This window comes from Streptomyces sp. NPDC044984 (assembly GCF_040646935.1).
GTDB lineage: Bacteria > Actinomycetota > Actinomycetes > Streptomycetales > Streptomycetaceae > Streptomyces.
Map to the genome: position 1 here is coordinate 72,023 of NZ_JBEZBE010000020.1, position 18,560 is coordinate 90,582.

At 73.0% G+C, this 18,560-nt stretch carries 19 protein-coding genes and 2 tRNA genes; 10 read left to right on the forward strand and 11 right to left on the reverse strand.

Features of this window, described 5'->3' with window-relative positions:
* Positions 1-24 precede the first annotated feature (24 nt).
* On the forward strand, positions 25-927 hold the full coding sequence (locus AB0A94_RS22260; RefSeq protein ID WP_361746771.1) for an RNA polymerase sigma factor SigF: 903 nt from the start codon (positions 25-27) through the stop codon (positions 925-927).
* Between the two features lie 121 nt (positions 928-1,048).
* Here AB0A94_RS22260 and AB0A94_RS22265 read toward each other — a convergent pair whose 3' ends face one another.
* Positions 1,049-1,243 carry a hypothetical protein gene (locus tag AB0A94_RS22265; protein ID WP_361746773.1) on the reverse strand — a complete coding sequence of 65 codons (195 nt, stop codon included), beginning with the start codon at positions 1,241-1,243 and terminating at the stop codon, positions 1,049-1,051.
* Between the two features lie 198 nt (positions 1,244-1,441).
* Between AB0A94_RS22265 and AB0A94_RS22270 the strand changes: the two genes are divergently transcribed.
* The 3 genes from AB0A94_RS22270 (at position 1,442) to AB0A94_RS22280 (ending at position 5,418) form a co-directional block, all read left to right on the forward strand.
* Complete coding sequence (locus AB0A94_RS22270) at positions 1,442-1,933, forward strand: MarR family transcriptional regulator (RefSeq protein ID WP_361746775.1); 492 nt, start codon at positions 1,442-1,444, stop codon at positions 1,931-1,933.
* Between the two features lie 13 nt (positions 1,934-1,946).
* Positions 1,947-4,487: an MFS transporter gene (locus tag AB0A94_RS22275; protein WP_361746777.1), complete on the forward strand. Its 2,541-nt coding sequence runs from the start codon at positions 1,947-1,949 to the stop codon at positions 4,485-4,487.
* 109 nt (positions 4,488-4,596) lie between these two features.
* Positions 4,597-5,418: a YceI family protein gene (locus AB0A94_RS22280; protein WP_361746779.1), complete on the forward strand. Its 822-nt coding sequence runs from the start codon at positions 4,597-4,599 to the stop codon at positions 5,416-5,418.
* Between the two features lie 28 nt (positions 5,419-5,446).
* On the opposite strand, the gene AB0A94_RS22285 is transcribed toward AB0A94_RS22280, so the two are convergent.
* Complete coding sequence (locus AB0A94_RS22285; RefSeq protein ID WP_361746781.1) at positions 5,447-6,172, reverse strand: ANTAR domain-containing protein; 726 nt, start codon at positions 6,170-6,172, stop codon at positions 5,447-5,449.
* A gap of 236 nt (positions 6,173-6,408) precedes the next feature.
* On the opposite strand from AB0A94_RS22285, the gene AB0A94_RS22290 reads away from it, so the two are divergent.
* Positions 6,409-6,774 carry an STAS domain-containing protein gene (locus AB0A94_RS22290; RefSeq protein WP_361746783.1) on the forward strand — a complete coding sequence of 122 codons (366 nt, stop codon included), beginning with the start codon at positions 6,409-6,411 and terminating at the stop codon, positions 6,772-6,774.
* 9 nt (positions 6,775-6,783) lie between these two features.
* Positions 6,784-7,254: a PPOX class F420-dependent oxidoreductase gene (locus AB0A94_RS22295; protein ID WP_361746785.1), complete on the forward strand. Its 471-nt coding sequence runs from the start codon at positions 6,784-6,786 to the stop codon at positions 7,252-7,254.
* A gap of 56 nt (positions 7,255-7,310) precedes the next feature.
* Here AB0A94_RS22295 and AB0A94_RS22300 read toward each other — a convergent pair whose 3' ends face one another.
* The 7 genes from AB0A94_RS22300 to AB0A94_RS22330 all read right to left on the reverse strand — a co-directional run bounded on the left by AB0A94_RS22300 (position 7,311) and on the right by AB0A94_RS22330 (position 15,694).
* On the reverse strand, positions 7,311-9,485 hold the full coding sequence (locus tag AB0A94_RS22300; RefSeq protein ID WP_361746787.1) for a glycosyltransferase family 39 protein: 2,175 nt from the start codon (positions 9,483-9,485) through the stop codon (positions 7,311-7,313).
* Entirely contained in the window at positions 9,482-10,921 is a 1,440-nt protein-coding gene (locus AB0A94_RS22305; RefSeq protein ID WP_361746789.1) for a bifunctional glycosyltransferase family 2/GtrA family protein, read from the reverse strand. The genes AB0A94_RS22300 and AB0A94_RS22305 overlap by 4 nt, the downstream gene beginning before the upstream one ends.
* Positions 10,922-10,935: 14 nt before the next feature.
* Positions 10,936-12,516: a HAMP domain-containing sensor histidine kinase gene (locus AB0A94_RS22310; protein WP_361746791.1), complete on the reverse strand. Its 1,581-nt coding sequence runs from the start codon at positions 12,514-12,516 to the stop codon at positions 10,936-10,938.
* Positions 12,513-13,253, reverse strand: coding sequence for a response regulator transcription factor (locus AB0A94_RS22315; RefSeq protein ID WP_199822037.1), 741 nt, complete (start codon positions 13,251-13,253; stop codon positions 12,513-12,515). The genes AB0A94_RS22310 and AB0A94_RS22315 overlap by 4 nt, the downstream gene beginning before the upstream one ends.
* Positions 13,254-13,354: 101 nt before the next feature.
* Complete coding sequence (locus tag AB0A94_RS22320; protein ID WP_361746794.1) at positions 13,355-14,257, reverse strand: amidohydrolase family protein; 903 nt, start codon at positions 14,255-14,257, stop codon at positions 13,355-13,357.
* Positions 14,258-14,381: 124 nt separating this feature from the next.
* On the reverse strand, positions 14,382-15,254 hold the full coding sequence (locus tag AB0A94_RS22325; RefSeq protein ID WP_361746796.1) for a DUF2797 domain-containing protein: 873 nt from the start codon (positions 15,252-15,254) through the stop codon (positions 14,382-14,384).
* Positions 15,255-15,295: 41 nt separating this feature from the next.
* Positions 15,296-15,694, reverse strand: coding sequence for an HGxxPAAW family protein (locus AB0A94_RS22330; protein WP_361746798.1), 399 nt, complete (start codon positions 15,692-15,694; stop codon positions 15,296-15,298).
* Between the two features lie 97 nt (positions 15,695-15,791).
* Here AB0A94_RS22330 and AB0A94_RS22335 point away from each other — a divergent pair, with 97 nt between their 5' ends.
* From AB0A94_RS22335 to AB0A94_RS22345, 3 genes are all read left to right on the forward strand, one after another.
* Entirely contained in the window at positions 15,792-16,268 is a 477-nt protein-coding gene (locus AB0A94_RS22335; RefSeq protein WP_361746800.1) for a MarR family transcriptional regulator, read from the forward strand.
* Between the two features lie 92 nt (positions 16,269-16,360).
* Complete coding sequence (locus AB0A94_RS22340) at positions 16,361-16,792, forward strand: hypothetical protein (RefSeq protein ID WP_361746802.1); 432 nt, start codon at positions 16,361-16,363, stop codon at positions 16,790-16,792.
* A 65-nt stretch (positions 16,793-16,857) separates the two neighbouring features.
* A complete protein-coding gene (locus AB0A94_RS22345) occupies positions 16,858-17,352 on the forward strand; it encodes a potassium channel family protein (RefSeq protein ID WP_361746927.1) in 495 nt (164 codons plus the stop codon).
* A gap of 49 nt (positions 17,353-17,401) precedes the next feature.
* On the opposite strand, the gene AB0A94_RS22350 is transcribed toward AB0A94_RS22345, so the two are convergent.
* Positions 17,402-17,474, reverse strand: a tRNA-Arg gene (locus tag AB0A94_RS22350).
* Positions 17,475-17,674: 200 nt separating this feature from the next.
* Positions 17,675-17,765, reverse strand: a tRNA-Ser gene (locus AB0A94_RS22355).
* Between the two features lie 182 nt (positions 17,766-17,947).
* Between AB0A94_RS22355 and AB0A94_RS22360 the strand changes: the two genes are divergently transcribed.
* Complete coding sequence (locus tag AB0A94_RS22360) at positions 17,948-18,430, forward strand: SSI family serine proteinase inhibitor (RefSeq protein ID WP_361746804.1); 483 nt, start codon at positions 17,948-17,950, stop codon at positions 18,428-18,430.
* Positions 18,431-18,560 lie beyond the last annotated feature (130 nt).

Sequence of the window (18,560 nt, forward strand, 5' to 3'; positions counted from 1 at the left end):
GTCCCGCGACCCAAAGGGGGTGGCATGTCCGCAGAACAGGGCAGCTCGAAGGTGCTCACGCTCGCGGAGAGCGAGACAGCTCCCCATGCTCTCGACGCACTCGGTCCCATCGACGAAGGACCGGCCCTCGCGGCCGTACCCGCTCCGGAACTTCCGGACACGGCGGCCCTCGACACCCGCACCCTGTCCCGCTCCCTGTTCCTGCGGCTCGCCGTACTGGACGAGGACAGCCCGGAGCGCGCCTACGTCCGGGACACCCTGATCGAGCTCAACCTGCCGCTGGTGCGGTACGCGGCGGCGCGGTTCCGCTCGCGCAACGAGCCGATGGAGGACATCGTCCAGGTCGGCACCATCGGGCTGATCAAGGCGATCGACCGCTTCGACTGCGAACGGGGCGTGGAGTTCCCGACGTTCGCGATGCCGACGGTGGTCGGCGAGATCAAGCGGTTCTTCCGCGACACGTCGTGGTCGGTGCGGGTGCCGCGCCGGCTGCAGGAGCTGCGGCTGGCGCTGACGAAGGCCGGCGACGAGCTCTCCCAGAAGCTGGACCGCTCCCCGACGGTCACCGAACTCGCCGCCGTGCTGGGCGTGTCGGAGGAGGACGTCGTCGACGGCCTCGCGGTCGGCAACGCGTACACGGCGTCCTCGCTGGACTCCCCCGCCCCCGAGGACGACGGCGGCGAGGGCTCGCTCGCGGACCGCCTCGGCTACGAGGACACGGCGCTGGAGGGCGTGGAGTACCGGGAGTCGCTCAAGCCGCTGCTGGCCAAGCTGCCGCCCCGGGAGCGGCGGATCATCATGCTGCGCTTCTTCGCCAACATGACCCAGTCGCAGATCGGCGAGGAGGTCGGCATCTCCCAGATGCACGTCTCGCGGCTGCTCACCCGGACGCTCGCCCAGCTGCGGGAGGGCCTCATCTCGGACTGAGGAACGGCACAGCGCGGGGCGCCGGCGGGGCGCTCCGTACGCGGAAACGGACTCGTGGCCGCCGGGGCGCCCAGCACGGGCGCAACGGCGGCCGCCGCGTTTCCGGCCGCTTCGGCGCGGGCTACTTCAGCGCGAGCCAGGCCACCGCGGCGACGACCGCCACGGCGACGACGACGCCGACGATCAGGCCGATCCGCGGACCGCCGCCGGTCGCGGCGGCCTGCCGGCCCTGGGGTTCCTCGTCGACGAACGCGCGGAACATCTGGGTGCTGCCGGCGGGGTCGTGGTTGCCCTGCGGGCCCTGGGTGTTAGCCATGCCCCGAGACCCTAGCGAATGCCCGGTGAGGCGCCCAAGCGGGGGCGCGGGCAAGGGGTGGCGGAAGCCCGGACCTGCGGGTTTACTTTCGCGATTACTTGCCTTTGCCAAGTTTTTTGGCCGGGAGCCCCCTTCTTGCTTGCCTGCAGCAACCACTTATTCCTATCGTTGCCCTAAGCAATCAAAACGGGAGGTGGCATGGCCGAGCAGGCGCAGTACGAGGAGCTGGTGCGACAGTTCAGCGCCTTCGGCGCCGTCAAGCGGGAAATGAACCGGATCATGCCGGCCGACTGCCCCAGCGGCTCCGCCGCCGTGCTGACGCTGCTCGGCCGCCACGGCGACATGCGCATGAGCAGGCTCGCCGAGCTGCTGTCCGTGGACATGTCGGTCACCAGCCGGCACGTCGCGCACCTGGCCGAGCGCGGCTGGCTCGAACGCTCCGCCGACCCCGCCGACAAACGGTCCCGCATCCTGCGCCTCACCCCCGCCGGCCGGAGCCGGCTCGACGAGCTGTTCCGGCGGACCACCCAGCTCCTCGCGGAGCGCCTGGACGACTGGTCCGACGACGAGGTCGGCCGGCTCGCCCAGCTGATGGCCCGGCTCAGGGACAGCTTCGGCGACTGCCGGGCGGCACCCCGCCCGGCACCTCCCGCTCCCGAACGGACCACCCGTACACCCGCAAGCGCATAAGAGAAGGAAGTCCATGGCAACGACCACACCAGCCGGTGTGCGGGCTCATGCCAAGCACGGGGGAGGCTCCTCCGCAGACGCTCCGATGACGCACCGGCAGATCATGGAAGCGCTGTCCGGGCTGCTGCTCGGCATGTTCTGCGCCATCCTGTCGTCGACCATCGTCACCAACGCCCTGCCCGAGATCGTCTCCGACCTCGGCGGCGGCCAGAGCGCCTACACCTGGGTCGTCACCGCCTCGCTGCTGACGATGACCGCCTCCACCCCCCTGTGGGGCAAGCTCGCCGACCTGACCAGCAAGAAGGTCCTGGTCCAGTCAGCACTGGTCGTCTTCGTCATCGGCTCCGTCATCGCCGGTCTGGCGCAGAACCCGGCGATGCTGATCACCGCCCGTGCCATCCAGGGCCTCGGCGGCGGCGGTCTGTCCGCCCTGGCGCAGATCATCATGGCCGCGATGATCTCCCCGCGTGAGCGCGGGCGTTACTCCGGCTACCTGGGCGCGACCTTCGCCGTCGCGACCGTCGGCGGTCCGCTGCTCGGCGGCGTGATCACCGACACCAGCTGGCTCGGCTGGCGCTGGTGCCTCTACGTCGGCGTGCCCTTCGCGGTCATCGCGCTGATCGTGCTGCAGAAGACGCTGAACCTGCCCGTGGTCAAGCGGAAGGTCAAGGTCGACTGGGCCGGCGCCTTCTTCGTCACCGCGGCCGTCTGCCTGCTGCTCGTCTGGGTCACCTTCGCCGACGACAAGTACTCCTGGCTGTCCTGGCAGACCGGCGCCATGGTCGGCGGCGCGCTCGTCCTGACGCTGGTCTTCCTCTTCGTCGAGTCTAGGGCGAGCGAGCCGATCATCCCGCTGCGGCTGTTCCGGAACCGCACCATCACGCTGGCCTCGCTGGCCTCGCTGTTCGTCGGCATCGCGATGTTCGCGGGCACCGTCTACTTCAGCCAGTACTTCCAGCTGGCCCGGGACAAGTCACCGACGATGTCCGGCGTCATGACCATCCCGATGATCGGCGGCCTGTTCATATCGTCCACGGTCTCCGGCATCGTCATCACCAAGACCGGGAAGTGGAAGAGCTGGCTGCTGGTCGGCGGCGTCCTGCTGACGGCGGGCCTGGGCCTGCTCGGCACCATGCGCTACGACACCCCGTACTGGCACATCGGCGTCTTCATGGCGCTCATGGGTCTCGGCGTCGGCATGATGATGCAGAACCTGGTCCTGTGCACGCAGAACCAGGTGGCCCCGGGCGACCTGGGCGCGGCCTCCTCCGTCGTGACCTTCTTCCGGTCCCTCGGCGGCGCGGTGGGCGTCTCCGTGCTCGGCTCGGTCATGTCCAGCCGGATCAGCGGCTACGCCCAGGACACCATCGGGCAGCTCAGCCCGCAGGAGCAGGCGGCGGCCGCCCAGGCCTCCGGCAGCGGCACGATCCCCGACATGGACCTGCTGCCCCCGTCCATCCGCACCTGGCTGGAGAGCGCCTACGGGCACGGCATCGCCGACATCTTCCTGTACGTCGCGCCGGTCGCCCTGCTCGCCTTCCTGGTGACGCTGTTCATCAAGGAGGTCCCGCTGCGCACCTCCGGCGCGCTGGCCCAGGCCGCGGAGGCCACGGCCGGGACCGCCCCGCCGGCGGCACCGGCCCCCGCCGAGGCCGCCCGCGTCACCGGCGAGCCGGTTCCGGCCGACGCGGTGACGGCCCCGGCACCGGCGCCCCCGGGCACCTCGGCCACGCGGCGGCTCGCCGCCGTCGCCACGGCGGCCGGCTCCGGTGAGCCGGAGGCACCCGCCTCCGGCGGCATCCCGGTACGCGGTGTCGTGCGTGGCGCCGACAGCGCGCCCGTGCCGCAGGCCGCCGTCACGCTGATCTCGCTGGGCGGGCGCCAGCTGGGCCGGTCGGTGGCGCAGGCCGACGGCGCGTACGCGGTGGACGCGCCCGGGTCCGGGTCGTACGTCCTGATCGCCGCCGCCGACGGCCACCAGCCGCAGGCGTCCACGGTCGTGGTGAACGGAGAACCGCTCGCCTACGACATCCTGCTCAGCGGCACCAGCGGGCTGACCGGACTGGTCCGCACCGCCGGCACCGGGCTGCCGGTGCGCGACGCGATGGTGATCGTCACCGATGTGCGCGGGGACCTGCTGGCCACCGGGAGCACCGGTGAGCAGGGCGAGTTCTCGTTCGCCGAGCTGGTGCCGGGCGCGGTGACCGTGGCGGTGAACGCCGCCGGGTACCGGCCGCGCGCCCTGCCCGTCGAGGTGGGCGGCACCGGGGTCACCCGGGTCGAGGTCGACCTGGAGACCGGCGCGCAGGTGCGGGGCGTGGTCCGCGCCCCGCACGGTCCGCTGGCCGACGCCCGGGTCACCCTGGTCGACGCGGCGGGCAACGTGGCCGGCACGGCGACGACCGGCGCGGACGGGGCGTACGCCTTCGCCGACCTGGACGGCGGCGAGTACACCGTCATCGCCACGGGCTACCCGCCGGTGGCGACGGCGCTGACGGTCACCGGCCCCGGTGTCGACGGCCACGACATCGAGCTCGCCCACCCGGGCGAGTAGCGAAACCCCGGCCCGTGGCGGGCGGGCGCGTCCTGTAGCGGAGACGCGCCCCCGCCGCGGGCCGGTCCGTTCATGACCATTTCGTAAGGCTTTGCAGGGAGAAAACGGGATGTCACTGACCGCGAGGATCCGTACCCGGGACGGATGGGCCGTGTCGCACGCGGTCGTCACGGTGACCGACGGGACCGGTGCGCAGGTGCTGCGCGCCGGGGCGGACGCCGAGGGCGCCGTCCGGGACACCACCGCGCTGGCGCCGGGGGCGTACACCGTCGTCGTCACCGCGGTCGGATACGCACCCGCCGCCGCCAGTGCGATCGTCACCGCGAGCGGGCGGGCCGAGGTCGGGACGGTGACGCTGGCCCGGCAGGGCGGCACCGAGCTGCCGCCGCCGGGGCCGTGGACCGTGGACCCGGCGCACTCGAGCGTGGCGGCCGTCGCCCGGCACCTGGGCATCTCCAGCGTGCGGGGCCGGTTCACCGAGTTCGCGGCCCGGGTGCAGGTCGCGCCGGACGACGTCGCCGGGTCCCGCGTGGAGGCAGTGATCCGGGCGGCGTCCATCGACACCGGCAACGGGACGCGCGACGCCCATCTGCGGTCCGCGGACTTCCTGGACGTCGAGCGGTACCCCGAGATCACCTACCGGTCCACCGGTCTGACCGCGGCGGGCTCCGACCGCTGGACGGTCCACGGCGAGCTGGCCATGCGCGGCGTCGTGCGCCCCGTCGACCTGGACCTGGCCTACCTCGGCACCGGGGCGGACCCCTGGGGCGGCACCCGGGCGGCCTTCCGCGCCACGGCCGAACTGCGGCGCGAGGACTTCGCGATGAACTACAACCAGGTCGTCCAAGCCGGCATCGCGGCCATCGGCACGACCCTCCGGGTGGAGCTGGACGTCCAGGCCGTCCAGGGGGAGTCGCTCCCGGCCGCGTGAGCCCTCGTAGGGCCCTCGTGAGGCCCCGTCAGGGGGCGCCGGGCGGGTCGACGATGCGGCGGGCGAGGTCGCGCAGTTTGACGTTCTCCCGCTGCGAGGCCCGCACCAGGCTGTCGAAGGCGCCGGCCGCGTCGATGTCCAGGCGCTCCATGAGGATGCCGGTGGCCTGGCCGATCAGGTCCCGGGTGCGCATGGCCTCGGTGAGCTGCTCGCGCACGGTGGCGGAGTCGAGGGCGATGCCGACGTGCGCGGTGAACAGCCGGCCGATCCGCAGCGCGGTCTCGTCGAAGGCGCGCGGCTTGCGGGCGTAGGCGGTGAGCACGGTCAGCCGACGGCGGTCGGCCCGCAGCCGCAGCGACAGCACGGAACGCAGGCCGAGTCCGGAGAGCGCGTCGTCGCCCTCACCGTTCTCGCTGTCCTCCACCTCGGCCACGGGGGCGTTCCACAGGCGGTGCCAGTACGGCTGGTGCCCGGCCCCGGGGTCACCCTCCTCCTCGGCGGTGCGCACGACGTCGTCGGTCCAGGCGAGCGTGGAGCGCCGGTTGTCCCGCTCGATGGCGGAGATGCCCGCGTGGTCGGCACCGGGCACGAGGTCGACCGCGAGACGGACGGCCGTGTCCAGGGTGCTCTCCGGGGTGGTCGTCTCGTGCAGTCGCCGTGCCGCCGCCGTGAGCGCTTCCGCCAGCTCCAATCCAGCTGGGAAACGGGGCAAATCAGAAAACCGGGACGCAGCCACCACGAACCTCTTCGGCATGCACGGCCTCATGACCGTGCGCAGGAGAGCTCCGCAGCACATTCCCGACTGCGAGCACAGGACGCACAGAACTCTATCTGTTCGGTTGCGATGAGGTGACGCCCGGACCTGCGGTCTCGGCGCCCGGGCCGCTCGCCTCCCCGGCCCGCTTCCACCGACGCCCTCCGGCGTGGTGCAATGGGCGGACGGGTCAGGAAGTGGCCTCACCGGAATCCCGGACGACTCATGTCTGCCAGGTGAATGCCGTGACCTTCCCGCCGAACCCCTCCGAGCCGCGTGACGCGTCCGAGCACGCGCTGTTCCGGTTCCCCCCGGAGATCGACTTCTCCAACGCCGGGGACCTCCTCGACGCCGTCCTCTCCAGGGCGTGCACCGGCGACGGCCGGCGGCCCCGGATCCTGGTCCTCGACCTCACCGGGACCCTCTTCATGGACTCCCAGGGCGTCCGCCTCGTCAACGACATGCGCCGGCTGCTGCGCCCCGGCACCCGCGTGTACGTGGTGGCCCGCCCGGACGGCGTGGCGAGCCGCGTGCTGGAACTGACCGGCCTGCGCCGCGACGTCCCCGTGTACGACAACCTCCCGGAGGCCATGGCGGCCTAGGCTGACGCCATGGCACCCGACATCGCGACGAACACCCGCGTCTCCCTCGACGAGCTGCTGGACTTCGTACGGCCCCGGCACCGGGCGATCCTGCTGACCCGGCGGGCCGACGGCGGTCCCCAGGGTTCGCCGTTGACCTGCGGGGTCGACGACTCGGGCCGGATCGTGGTCTCCACGTACCCCGAGCGCGCGAAAACCCGCAACGCCAAGCGGGACACCCGGGTGAGCCTGATCGTCCTGAGCGACGAGTGGAACGGGCCGTGGGTCCAGATCGACGGCACCGCCGAGGTGGTGGACTCGCCCGAGTCCGTGGAGCCGCTGGTGGAGTACTACCGGAACATCGCCGGTGAGCACCCGGACTGGGACGAGTACCGCGCCGCCATGGTCAAGCAGGGCAAGTCGATCATCCGGATCACTCCGGAGCGCTGGGGCCCGGTGGCGACCGGCGGTTTCCCGGCGCGGCTGGTCGAGGGGGAGTGAGCAGGCGAGGGCGGTGACATGGGATGTCACCGCCCTCGCCCCGCGCCGGGGGATCGTCAGCCGTCGGTCGTCTTCCGCGTGAGGTCGTAGAAGGTGGCCGAGCCGGCCGTCACCTCCTCGAAGTTCTCCTGCACCCAGGCGGAGATCTGCGCGGAGCTGCCGGAGCCGCCGCCCATGCCGCCGCCGGCGACGAAGTAGTGGATCCTCCCTTCGGCCACGTACTCCTTGAACCGCGCGAGCGTCGGGGACGGGTCGGTGCCGTTGAAGCCGCCGATCGCCATCACGGGCTCACCGGTGGCGAGCTGGTAGCTCGCGGCGTTCTGGGCGCCGACGGCCGCGGCGGCCCAGGTGTAGTCACCGGCGTCGGCCTCCAGCAGTTCCTTCGCCTCGGAGTCGACCTCCGCGCCGCCGAGCAGGCCGCCCATGCCGCCGCCGGGCACACCGCCCTCGGCGCTGTCGCCGGTGTCGTTCCGCGGGGCACCCTGCCCGTTCTGGCCGTCCTGGCCCATGGGTCCGCCGCCGGGGAAGCCCCCGGTCCCGTCGCCGCCCGCGCCGGGCGGGGTCTGGCCCTGGCCGCCCTGCTGCCCCTGGCCGCCCTGCTGGTTCTGCCCGCCGGGACCGCCCCCGCCGGGGAAGCCGCCGCCCCGGCCGCCCCCGCCGGGACCGCCGCCCATGCTCGCCCCGGCCGGACCGGCGGTGACGATCGAGCCGGTGTGTCCCTCCTGCACGGTGCTCAGCGTGTACGCCGTCGGACCGGCCAGCGCGGCCACCAGGCCCAGCCCCGCCGCCGCGAGCGCCACCCGGCGCCCCACCCTGCCCGCGAAGACCAGCCCGAGGGCCGCGACCAGCCCGCCGACCAGGACCAGCCACTTCAGCCACGGCAGGTAGTCGGGCGTGCGGTCGAGCAGCACGTACCCCCAGGCGGCCGTGGCCGTGGCGGCGGCCGCGAGGGCGAGCGACGCCCACGACGCCCGCCGCTTCTCCCACAGGGCCGCCGCGCCCATGCCGACCACGGCCGCGAGGTACGGGGCGAGGGCCACCGTGTAGTACTGGTGGAAGATGCCGGCCATGAAGCTGAAGACGACCATGGTCATCAGCAGCGAGCCGCCCCACACCAGGAACGAGGCGCGGGCGAGGTCGGTCCGCGCGGCCTTCCGGGTGAGGACCAGCCCGGCGACGAGCAGGATCAGCGCGGCGGGCAGCAGCCAGGAGATCTGGCTGCCGATCTCGGAGTTGAACATCCGGTCCCAGCCGGTCTCGCCCCACTGTCCGCCGCCCGCACCGCCGCCACCGCCGCCGACGCTGCCGGTCTCCTCGCCGTTGAGCCGGCCGAGACCGTTGTAGCCGAAGGTCAGTTCCAGGAAGCTGTTGTTCTGCGAGCCGCCGACGTACGGGCGCGACGACGCCGGCCACAGCTCGACGACGGCCACCCACCAGCCGCCGGAGACGACCAGCGCCAGGGTCGCCAGGGCCAGTTGCCCCAGCCGCTTCCTCAGCCGCACGGGCGCGCAGACGCCGTAGACCAGTGCGAGGGCCGGGAGGATCAGGAAGGCCTGGAGGGTCTTGGCGAGGAACGCGAAGCCGATCGCGGCCCCGGCCCACACCAGCCACTTCGTCCGGCCGTCCTCCAGGGCGCGGACGACGAGGTAGCAGGCGACGGACATCAGCAGCGCCAGCATCGCGTCCGGGTTGTTGAACCGGAACATCAGCGCCGCGACCGGGGTGAGCGCGAGGACCGCGCCCGCGATCAGACCGGCCGCCGGGCCGGAGCGGCGGCGCACGGCCGCGTACACGACGGCGACCGTGCCGACGCCCATGAGCACCTCGGGCACCAGGATCGCCCAGGAGTTCAGGCCGAAGATCCGTACCGACAGCTCCATCGGCCACAGCGAGGCCGGGGGCTTGTCCACGGTGATGGCGTTCGCCGCGTCCAGCGAACCGAAGAAGAACGCCTTCCAGGACTCGCTGCCCGCCTGGACGGCCGCCGAGTAGAAGGAGTTGGCGTACCCGGAGGCGCTCAGGTCGTAGAGGTACAGCAGTCCGGTCGCCAGCAGCAGGCCGAGGAAGGCGGGGCGTACCCAGCGGGGGTCCTCGGGCCGGCCGCGCCATGCCCTGCGGGCGAGGGGCCCGCGGGGTTCGCCCGTGCCGGGGGCCGCGTGCCGGGCTCCCTCCGGGGGTCCCCAGGCGGCGGGGTCCGCCGGGGGACTCGTCTGGTCGTACTGCGTGGTCATCGGAAGTCCCTCGGTTCGGAGCCGGAAGGCCGGGACGGACGGGTGGGGAGCGGCGAACGGACCGGCTGGAGCGGCAGGGTCGCGTCCTGCCAGGCGGGGGCGGCGGCGGAGACGTTCTGCCGGTCGGGCGCGGCGGAGACGTTCCGCCAGTCGGGGGTGACGTCCTGCCGGGAAGGGGCGGCGGTCCCGGGGAACCGGTCGCGGTCCGGGAAGACCCACGCGCGGAAGAGCAGGAACCGCAGCACGGTCGCCGCGAGGTTCGCCGCGATGAGCACCGCCAGCTCGGTGGAGTGGGCGGGGTCGCCGGCCGCGGCGTTGAGCGCGGCGAGCGAGCCGCTGGTCAGGGCGAGACCGATGCCGAAGACGACCAGGCCCTGCGCCTGGTGCCGTACGGCCCCGCCGCGCCCCCGCACGCCGAAGGTGAGCCGCCGGTTGGCGGCGGTGTTGGCGACCGCCGAGATCAGCAGGGCGAACCCGTTGGCGACCTGGGAGCCGGTGAAGGTCCGGAAGCCGCTGTAGAGCAGCAGGTAGAAGAGGGTGGACAGGACGCCGACGACGCAGAAGCCGACCAGCTGGCGGGCCAGTCCCTGCGGTACGTCCTCGATGTTCCGGTCGCGCGGGTCGTCGCCGAAGGGCCGGGCGAGCCGGTCCAGCGGCAGCGAGCCGGTGGCCAGCGCCCTGCCGACCCGCCAGACGCCCTTGAGGTCGTCGGTCGCCGTCCTCACGATGTGCACGGTGGAGTCGGGGTCGTCGACCCAGTCGACCGGCACCTCGTGGATGCGCAGGCCCGCGCGCTCGGAGAGGACCAGCAGCTCGGTGTCGAAGAACCAGCCGCTGTCCTCCACCAGGGGCAGCAGCACCTGGGCCACGTCACGGCGGATCGCCTTGAACCCGCACTGCGCGTCGGAGAAGCGGGCCTGCAGCGAGCCGCGCAGGATCAGGTTGTACGAGCGGCTGATGAACTCCCGCTTGGCGCCCCGCACCACGCGTGAGCTGCGGCTCAGCCGGGAGCCGATGGCGAGGTCGGAGTGGCCGGAGATCAGCGGGGCGACCAGCGGCAGCAGCGCGTTGAGGTCGGTGGACAGGTCCACGTCCATGTAGGCGAGGACGGGGGCGTCCGAGGCGGACCAGACGGTCCGCAGCGCCCGGCCGCGTCCCTTCTGCTCCAGGCGCACCGACCGTACCTCCGGGAACCGCTCCGCCAGCCGGCCGGCCACGTGCGGGGTGCCGTCCGTGGAGGCGTTGTCGGCGATCGTGATGCGGAAGGCGTAGGGGAAGGTGCGGGTCAGGTGCTCGTGCAGTCCGCGGACGCACGGCTTGAGGTCCTTCTCCTCGTTGTAGACGGGGATCACTACGTCCAGGACCGGCGTGCCCGCTCCGGCGGCCGGGAGGTGCTCCCGCGCCGGCAGGGTGCCGGGAGAAGAATCGGTTCGCATGGGACCGACTCTGCTCAGGCGTCCTGTCGTGCCCGTGTGGTGAGGCTGTGCCGTGGCTGTGAGTACGGCTCGGTCTGCAACCGCGGTTCCACGGCGGGGAGATGGAGCGTGAACGCGGTGCGTCCGGGCACGCTGTCGACGGTCACGGCACCGCCGTGCGCGGTCGTCACGGCCTGCACGATGGCCAGGCCCAGCCCGGTCGAGCCGGTGGCGCGGGTGCGCGCGGAGTCGCCGCGCGCGAACCGTTCGAAGACGTGCGGGAGCAGATGGGGCGCGATGCCCGGCCCGTCGTCCACCACGTCCACGCAGAGCCAGTGCCCGTTGCGGCGCACCCGCGCGGTGACGGTGGTGCCCGGCGGGGTGTGGTTGCGGACGTTGCCCAGCAGGTTGACGAGGACCTGCTGGATCCGGGCGGCGTCGGCGCACACCGGGGCGGGCTCGTCGGGCAGCTCCAGGCGCCAGACGTGGTCCTGGCCGGCGACGCGGGCGTCGCTGACGGTGTCCACGACGAGCGGGACGAGGTCGGTCTCCTCGAACTGGAGCGGCCGGCCGGCGTCCAGCCGGGCGAGCAGCAGCAGGTCCTCGACGAGCAGGGTCATCCGGCTCGCCTCGGACTCGATCCGCCCGAGCGCGTGCCGGGTGTCGGGGCCGACCTGCTCCCGGCCGCGCCGGGTGAGTTCGGCGTAGCCCCGGATGGAGGCCAGGGGGGTGCGCAGCTCATGGCTGGCGTCCGCGACGAACTGCCGTACCCGGGTCTCGCTCTCCTGGCGGGCGTGCAGCGCCCCGTGGATGTGGTCGAGCATCCGGTTGAGCGCGGCGCCGACCCGGCCGACCTCGCTGTGCGGGTCGCACTCGGACTCGGGGACGCGCTCCTCGAGGTTCACCTCGCCGGTGTGCAGGGGCAGTTCGGAGACGCGGGTGGCGGTGGCGGCGACCTTGCGGAGGGGACGGGTGGCGACGCCGACCAGGACGTACCCGGCGATCCCGGCGGCGACCAGTCCGGCGCCGGTGACGCTGACCTCGACCAGGATGAGGGTGTTGATCGTGTCGTTGGTGTCGTCGGTCGGCAGCGCGACGTAGAACTCGCCTTTCCGGCCGCTCTCGTACTGCACCCGGTACTCGCCCAGGCCCGGGATGTACGCGGTGTGCTGATGGCCGTCGCGCGGCACGGTGGCGACGGCCGCGAGTTGGGCCGCGGTGAGCCGCGCCGCCTCGGACGTCGGGACACCGTTCTCCGTCTTGTCCCTGCTGACGACCCCGTCGGCGACCCGGCCGCCCTTGATGGTGACGCCGATGGTGCCGATGCCCTGCGGGCCCATGGTGACGAAGTCGAGAGGATCCTCACCCCCCAGGAGCTGGAGTGGCGGCCCGTCCTTCTCGGGACCGCCCGCCGCGCGCTTGGCCACCTCGCCCACCTGGCCGTCGAGCTGCTCGTACAGATGGGACCGCAGCGCCAGCGTGGTCACCGTGCCGATCACCGCGCACACCACCGCGATCAGCACCACGGACGCGACGACGAGCCGCGTCCGCAGGGTGCGGGGGGTGCGCGGGGTGCGCGCCCGCCGCTGCGGACGCGGTCGTCGTCGTGCGCTCACGAGACCGCGGGCTTGATCATGTAGCCGGCGCCGCGCCGGGTGTGGATCATCGGCTCCCGGCCCGCGTCGATCTTCCGGCGCAGGTACGAGATGTACAGCTCGACGACGTTCGCCTGCCCGCCGAAGTCGTACGACCAGACCCGGTCGAGGATCTGGGCCTTGCTGAGCACGCGCCGCGGATTGCGCATGAGGAAGCGCAGCAGCTCGAACTCGGTGGCGGTGAGGTGGATGCCGTCGCCGCCGCGGGTGACCTCATGGCTGTCCTCGTCGAGGGTGAGGTCGCCGACGACCAGCATCGACTCGGAGCGGCGGTCGGCCGCGCCGGAGCGGCGGATCAGTCCGCGCAGCCGGGCGACGACCTCCTCCAGGCTGAACGGCTTGGTGACGTAGTCGTCGCCGCCGGCGGTCAGTCCGGCGATACGGTCCTCGACGGCGTCCTTGGCGGTGAGGAACAGCACGGGCACGTCCGGCAGCTCGCGGCGCAGCCGGCCGAGGATGGCCAGCCCGTCCATGTCCGGCAGCATCATGTCCAGGACGACGGCGTCGGGCCGGAACTCGCGTGCGGTGCGGAGGGCCCCCTGGCCGTCCCCCGCGCTGCGGATCTGCCAGCCTTCGTACCGCAGGGCCATGGACAGCAGTTCGGTGATCGACTGCTCGTCGTCCACCACAAGCACGCGGACGGGGCTCCCGTCCGGCCTCAGCAGTTCGGTGCGCCCCTGGGGCGAGATCGTGGTCATACCGCACACGATGTCCGGGGCCTCTGAGAGCACCCTTTCGGGAACCTGTGTTTTACCTGAGAAACTCACAGGCCGTTCTCAGCCGGGGAGGTCGGCCCCGCTCAGCCGGGCAGGCCGAAGAGCCGGGCCGCGTTGTCGTGGCACACCGCCCGCAGCCAGGCGTCCCCGAGCCCCAGCCCCTCCAGCGCGCGGAGCTGGTGGAGGTAGGGGTAGGGGATGTTGGGGAAGTCCGAGCCGAGCAGGATGCGGTCGCCGAGGGCGGCCAGCCGGGGCAGGGCCCGCCGGGGGAACGGCGCCAGGCGTTCGCTGAAGTCGGTGAACGCCATCGTGGTGTCCAGCCGCACCTCCCCGTACCGCTCGGCGAGGTCCAGGAAGTCCTCGTACTCGGGCATGCCGAGGTGCGCCACGATCAGCCGCAGCCGGGGGTGCCGGGCCAGGACCCGGGCGATCGGTCCGGGTCCGGTGTGCTTGCCGGGTGCGGGCCCGGACCCGCAGTGGATCACCACCGGGACGCCCGCCTCGGCGAGCAGTCCCCAGGCGCCGTCGAGCGACTCGTCGGCCGGGTCGTACGCGCCGACCTGCACATGTGCCTTGAAGACCCGCGCGCCGGCGTCGACGGCGTCCCGGACGTGGTCCACGACCCCGGGCTCGGGGAAGAGCGTCGAGGTGTGCAGGCAGTCGGGGGTGCGGGCGGCGAAGCCGGCCGCCCAGCCGTTCAGCCAGGACGCCATGCCCGGCTTGTGCGGGTAGAGCATGGCGGTGAAGGCCCGCACGCCGAACTCCCGCAGCAGCGCGGCCCGTGCGGCCTCCTCCTCCCGGTAGGTGATCGGCCACTCGACGCCGCCGGTGAGCGGCCCGAGCGCGTCGAAGTAGGCCCACACCTTCCGCAGCACCCGCTCCGGCATGAAGTGCGTGTGCACGTCGACGAGCCCGGGCAGTCCGAGCCCCTCCCAGAAGCGCCGTACGTCGTCGGCTTCGGTACGGATGTCGGGGTGAGCGGTCATGCCGCCCACGATCACCCGCGACCGCGCCCGGGGTCCAGAGGGGGCCGGGACCGGGGCCAGAGGATGCCGGGCCCCGGGGCCAGGGGTTCCGCGTCCCCGGGGCCAGGGGTTCCGCGCACCCGGGTCAGAACAGCCCGTCCTGCGCCGCCGCCCGTTCCCTGACCGCTCTGACCGGCACCGCGAACTCCCGCCCTCCGGCCGGAAACAGTCCCCACCCGGTCAGCAGCCGGGTGTCCAGCACCATGACCCCCTTCCCCGTCGCCAGATGCAGGTCGGGACCGGCGGCGGCCACCAGCTCCCCGCTCACCGCGCCCCCGGCGACCAGCTCGCTCACCTCCCCCACGGCGGCCGGCACCCCCGACAGGCCGAACACCCCGACGTGGTCGACCGGCCGGAACGGCTCACGGGCGAGCGACTCCGGCCACCCGTCCAGGGCGAGCGCCCGCGCGTGCAACCCGGCGATCTCGGCCGCCCGGTCCCCTTCCTCCGCCGGGAGGACCGCCCGCACCGCCCGCTTGCCCGCGTAGGGGATCCGGTCGGGCACGCGGAGCGCGGCGCGCAGCAGCTCCTCGGTGCGCCGCGCCGCCATCAGCGGCCCGGTCCCCAGCCAGCTGAAGCAGACCGCCCCCTGCTCCAGCAGCCGCGCCGACCCCCGTTGCACGGCGGTGATCCCGACCTTGGTCATCCCGGGCCCGAACCACGCCAGGTACACGCGGTAGGGCCGCGGATCGTCCGCGAGGGTGTCGGCGGCCACCGAGTGCGCCCGGTCCAGCCGGGCGCACTCCTCGCAGCGCGCCCCCGTGCTCCGCCCCGGGACGGCCGCCCCGAGCGGACACGCGTGCCCCCGTGCCCCCACACATGTCCGCACTCCCCCTTCCCCCACCCCGAAGGCCACCCGTTTCCCCCGGGTCAGCGCGGAGCGCCGGCCGCCCTCCCACGCCAGCACCGGGCCGTCCGCCGACCACCGCAGCCCCGAGCATCTCCACGCCTGTGCCATCTCTGACGAGACTAGGGGGCACCACTGACAACGCCCGCGGCTCAGCCGTCGGTCCGCCCCGCCCCCACGGGACGCGCGTCGTGCGCGCCACCGCGCACCGCGGGTACGACGACCCGCCCGGACCCCTCCCGCGCCGCGGGCCGCCCCCGGCCGGCCAGCCGGCAGCCGAGGCATCCCGCATGCCCCTGCCGGGCGCTCACGTCCCGCACCCGCCACCCCCACTGCTCCCTCGGCCGGGGCCCCGGCGGCTTGCCCCACCCGGCGAGGTGCAGCACCCAGGTGACGACGAGGCCGGCCAGGGCGACCGACGCCCCGGCGGCCAGCAGCGGCCCGGACACCGTGCAGACGCCGAACCCCACGACCGCCGTACCGGCCCCGGCGATCCCGAAACCCGTCCATCCCGCGACCGTGTGCCCGTGGTCATATGGATGTGCGCTCACGTGCCCGCCCCCTCCGCGTCACCCAAGAATCTCTCACGTCGTAAGAGATTTAGCACAGAAACCCCTCACCCACTAAGGAAAAAGAGGAACCCGGAATATGCAAGCCAAGCCGCGCCAGCCCGCCACGCCGGAGCAGGCGCTGTGGGCGATGGACCAGCTCATCGCGACCCACCTGGTGGGCCAGCACGAGATCGCCCAGCAGGTGGGCCTGAACGTCACCGACCTGACCTGCTTCGCCTTCGTCATCGAGGCCGGCGAGAACCTGCTCACCGCCGGTGAGCTGGCGGACCGCGTCCACGTCACGACGGGCGCGATGACCGGGATCCTCAACCGCCTGGAGCGCGCGGGCTACATCACCCGCCGCCCCGACCCCGCGGACCGCCGCCGCGTCCGCGTGGCCGCCCTGCCGGACGCCCTGGCCCGCACCCGCGAGATCTACGACCCCTACTACGTCCGCATCACCGAACTCTTCGCCGACTACGCCCCGGAGGAGATCGCCGTGCTCCACGACTGGTTCCGGCGCGCGAACGCGGTGGCGGCCGGCTACCTGGAGGAGTACTGCCGCACCGACTGAGACGGCGCGCGTGCCGAGGTGCCGAGTACGGACCGGAGTGCAAGCCTGGTCGAGGGGCCGCAACGCTCGGGGACAGCCGAAAGGTCGGACACATGGCGAGCAATGTCAGCGGCACGCGCCACCACCGGGCCGGGTGGGAGGCCAGGAGCCCTTGGGCGACGAGCTGGACGGCGGCAGCGGCGATCCTGATGACCTTCGGCGGCATCATGGCGATCTTCCAGGGCATCGCCGCCATCGCCGAGGACGACGTCTTCGTCGCCACCCGGAACTTCACCTACGAGTTCAGCCTGACCGGCTGGGGCTGGGTCCACCTGATCCTCGGCGCCGCGGTGACCGCCGCCGGCCTCGCCCTCTTCACCGGGGCCGCCTGGGCCCGCGCGGTGGGCATCGCGCTGGCCGGACTCAGCATGGTCGCCAACTTCGTGTGGCTGCCGTACGCGCCGGTCTGGGCGATCACCCTCGTCGTCATCGACGGCTTCATCATCTGGGCCCTGTGCGCGCCACGCCGCGAGTCCCGGGCGTAGAGCGCGCGTTCACGGCCTGGAGCTCCCTGTGGCCCTGGCTGGCCCAGGCGGCGGGCGTGGCGGCGATGGTCACCGCGTACTTCCTCCTGCCCCTGGACCGGCTGGGCCCGGACCGCCCGGCCTTGAGCTGGATCCTCTTCGGCCTCGCCCTGGCGCTGATCGCGCTCCTGCTGCTCAGGCAGGTCGTCCACGTCCTGCTCGACCGCCCGGGCGTCCGCCCGGGGCTGGTCATCCCCCTGCTGATGAGCCTGTCCGTCCTGGTCTTCGCGACCGCCTACCAGGCCCTGGCCCAGCACCCCGGCGAGCTCGAGGGCATCGCCACCCGCCTGGACGCCCTCTACTTCACGCTGGTCACCCTCGCCACCGTCGGCTACGGCGACATCACCCCGCACGGCCAGGCGGCCCGCCTGGTCACCGTCCTGCAGATCCTCTACACGTTCGTCTTCCTCACAGCGGCCGCCACCGCCCTGACCCACCACCTGCGCGCCGCGCTCCTGCGCCAGCGGGGCCCGCACCGGCACGACACCCCCGCGGCCGGCACGGACTCCGGCACCGAATGACACCGGGAACGCCAGAGGCCCCGGATCTCTCCGGGGCCTCTGTTCCGTGTGCACTCGGCAGGATTCGAACCTGCAACCTTCTGATCCGTAGTCAGATGCTCTATCCGTTAAGCTACGAGTGCTTGTCTTTTTCAGTTATCTCGCCGCTCCCCGGTCCTTTCGGCCCGCTCGCGGCGACAGGAAGAACATTACATGACTGCCGCCGCCATGTGAAATCCGTTTGGCTCACCCCTTGTGACCTGCACAAATGCGGGATCGGCGGGGGGACGGGGGTAGCAACGACGAAGCCCCGGCCGCAGGGGCCGGGGCTTCGTGAACGGTGCGGAGGCGGAGGGATTTGAACCCTCGATGGGCTTTAAGGCCCAAACCGCATTAGCAGTGCGGCGCCATAGACCGGACTAGGCGACGCCTCCATGCACAGAACCTTCCGCGCGTGAGCGCGAGCGGATTCGGTGCGTGCCGATGATGACACATCCGTGTGGGGTGTCACCAATCGCCACCCACGGTACTAGGCGGGGAGCCCGCAGGGCAAAGCACTTCCGGCCGTCGCGTCGGTGGGGCGCAACGTCCCGCGCGGTGGCGCGTTGGTCAGGTCATGTCGCACCTCATCCCACAGGCTCCCGCCGCCGCCCGTCCCGGACTGCGGCGGCTCGTCGTCGGTGCCGCCGCCTCCGTCGCGGCCCTCACCTCGTTGTCCACCGCGCCCCCGGCGGCGTACGCGCAGGACGCGCCTCCGCGCGGTGACCGGCTCACCGTCACCGTGCGCGACGCGGGCGGCGGGGCGGACGGGACGTACGAGGTGCGGTGCCGGCCCAGTGGCGGCAGCCACCCCGACCCCGCCGGGGCCTGCGCGGCCGTCGAGCGGAACACGCGGTGGGGGCGGGACGCCTTCGCCCCGGCGCCGCGGGACACCGTCTGCACCCTGCAGTACGGCGGGCCCGCCACCGCCCGCGTCACCGGCACCTGGGCCGGCCGTCCCGTCGACGCGACCTACGACCGTACGAACGGATGCGAGATCGCCCGCTGGGACCGGCTGGTGCCGCTGCTGCCCGAGGCGCGCGCCGCGGGGCGCGCGTGAGGGTGACCGGGAGCGGCGGGGGGCGCGTGGTGGCGAGTCGGGGCACAGGGGGCGTAAAGGTCCCGCGAAGGTTCGTGGCGCGTCGGCGCAGGCAGTCACGGGTTCCGGGCGCACCGGGCGTCACAACGCC